Source organism: Mycobacterium sp., assembly GCF_049673265.1.
In the GTDB taxonomy this organism is placed as follows: Bacteria; Actinomycetota; Actinomycetes; order Mycobacteriales; family Mycobacteriaceae; genus Mycobacterium.
Genome location: NZ_JBATXN010000532.1, coordinates 1 through 2362 on the forward strand (window position 1 = coordinate 1; position 2362 = coordinate 2362).

General features: G+C 65.4%; 2 protein-coding genes and 2 pseudogenes. All 4 read right to left on the bottom strand.

Annotated features, from left to right (window positions below; all coding sequences use genetic code 11):
- Positions 1-42: 42 nt before the first annotated feature.
- Positions 43-942 (bottom strand): alpha/beta fold hydrolase, encoded by a 900-nt coding sequence (locus WBF82_RS18245; protein ID WP_424384368.1) that lies wholly within the window; start codon positions 940-942, stop codon positions 43-45.
- 553 nt (positions 943-1495) lie between these two features.
- The gene (locus WBF82_RS18250; RefSeq protein ID WP_424384369.1) at positions 1496-1825 is read right to left on the bottom strand and encodes a type II toxin-antitoxin system PemK/MazF family toxin; all 330 of its coding nucleotides are present in this window, start codon (positions 1823-1825) and stop codon (positions 1496-1498) included.
- Positions 1822-2073, bottom strand: a pseudogene (locus WBF82_RS18255) (antitoxin); the annotation flags it as partial. The pseudogene WBF82_RS18255 and the gene WBF82_RS18250, both read right to left, overlap by 4 nt.
- A gap of 46 nt (positions 2074-2119) precedes the next feature.
- Positions 2120-2362 (bottom strand): annotated as a pseudogene (locus WBF82_RS18260) (SAM-dependent methyltransferase); the annotation flags it as partial.

Here is a 2362-nt window from a genome sequence, read left to right on the forward strand (position 1 = left end):
CCGCGCAACCGTCTGGCTGAACGGCAGCATTGGCGGAAGGCGCTATTTCACGTCTTCGGCGCTCCCCGAAAAGGACCTCAGTTGTGGGCTGCCCACCTCCCGGCGGTCGCTGGTCGCGATGAAGTCCTCGATCAGCTCGACCACCTTGTTGGGTGCCTCCACCTGGGCGAAGTGACCGACATCGGGCAGCAGCTCAAGTCTGGCGTCCGTGCGCGCTTCGTGCGCGGCGTGCGCGTGGTGGACGGGAATGATGTTGTCCCGCTCCCCCCAGATCGCCATGACCGGTAGGTCGGTGCGCAGCCCCAGCCGGTTCAAGGCGCTGACCGCCTGCCCACGGTAATCCACCACGGATCGCAGCGTCCGCAGGAACGACTGCCGCGTCTCCGGGTCCGACAGCGACGAGTAGGCGCTCCACAACTCCGCACCACGCGGCGACTGAATGCCGGCGGCCCTCAGCCATGACCTGAGCTTGTTGCCGACGGTGAGTGCCAGCTTGGGCGCAATGATCGGCAACACCAGCTCCGCCCCGGGCGCCGACAGCAGCCGCAGCACCAGGCCGACATCAGGACCCAGGCCGCCGCTGCTGATCAGGACCAACCGCTTGACGTAATCGGGGTGCTGGTAGACGAGTTGCATCGCCACACCACCGCCGAGCGAATGCCCGACCACGGTGGCCTGGCTGACGCCGAGTTCGTCGAGCAGATCGCGGAGAAACACCGCGAACGCGCCCAGCGAGTAGTCACTTCGGGGTTTCGCCGACTCGCCGTGGCCCAGCAGGTCAGGCGCGATCACCCGGAATTTCTTCGACAGCTGCGGTATCACCGCCCGCCAGGTGTCCGAACTTCCCGCCATGCCGTGGATCAGCAGCAGCACGTCCCCGTCACCGTCGTCGCGGTAGGCCACCCGATCGCCGTGCAATTCCAGGAACTTCAACTCGTTCATTTCGACGGAGTACCCCTTTTGGTCCTGACCCGGACGCGCGCTGACCTCTTCGTGACCGAAGACGCTTTGCGCTGCGGCGGGCACGGTGGGTCACTGTGCTACAGCGCGCGGCGCGGCGACGAGTGTAACGACACGCCCGCAGCAGGACACCAAGCCATAACGATCCGGCGACCGCCTTGTCTTCGCGATACCAGGGGTGCCAGTGTGTTGCTTGTGACTAAGGAGGTCGACGTCTACGGCGTCGGCTCCATTGGGGGAAATAGATGGACACACGACCTCATCGCTGTAAGCGGGGCCACTGGCTGCTGCCGGGACACATGATCGTCGGAAACCTGCCGTGCTCCTGCGGTCGGCACACCACCTGGGAATGCGAATGCAGCGACGTTACTTATGAGCCGAGGCTCACCGAATCGTGCACCTTGTTCAAGGGTCGTCGCACGGTTCGAACCCGCTGAGCGGGCCCCACGGCGCCGCTACGTCCTACATGCGGTAGCTGGCCATTAGTCCAGGGACGCAGTAGACCAGCTAGCCCAGAGAGTGCGACTGCTTCGGATCAACTGGCGCAGTCGACCGCGATTTCAAGGGCTTCGCAGATTTCGCGCATCCGAGTGCCGGCAAGCCGGCCAAGCCGGCTAACCAAGACCGCGACGGAGACGCTTTCCACCGAATCCAGGTTGACCGCCGAACGGCGCGGTATCGGGTCGGAACCCGGTTCTAGAACGACCTCGCTGGCGAGTCCTCGAATCGTTGTCGTACATGGCGCGACGAGGGCACGTCGAAGTCGAGGGATCGCCGCGTCACGCGAGAGGACGACAACCGGGCGCCGGCCGACCTCTGCCAGCTCGCACCACCACACCTCACCACGAGCCGGCAGCGCACTCATGATGCGCCCGCCGCCCGCCGCCACGATGCCAGGTCGCCCCATTCATCCGGCTCCTCAGCCGGGTGTTCGTCATAGGCGGCATAGCCGCTGTCGACCTCGGCGGATCGGTGGCGAGCGAGAAGTGCAGCGAGGGCCTCATCGATGAGGGCGGCATCCGTGATTCCCGACCGCGCACTCCGGGCACTGCCGAGGAGTTCCGCATCCACCGTCGTACTGAGCCGTATGCGATTCATGCCATCATTATGCCATTGCCGACTCACCCGGTGCGGACAAGGAAAGTAGCAGCCGCTACCCTTACGCCCGCTCCGCTGCCACGAACAAGTTGTGCGGGGCAGTGTCTGCGACCTCTTTGGGCGGCGTGCGGTCGTAGCCGGCCATCAGCTCGGCCGACGGTGTCACCATCACGTCCCAGCCGTGGCGGCCAAACCACTCGCCGACGTCTTCGCGCTCCTCGAAATACCACAGCTCCTCGTTGCGGGGCAGCTCACGCTGCGGGTCGACTTTCGCCATCACCGCCCGGATCCGCTCCATCCGCTC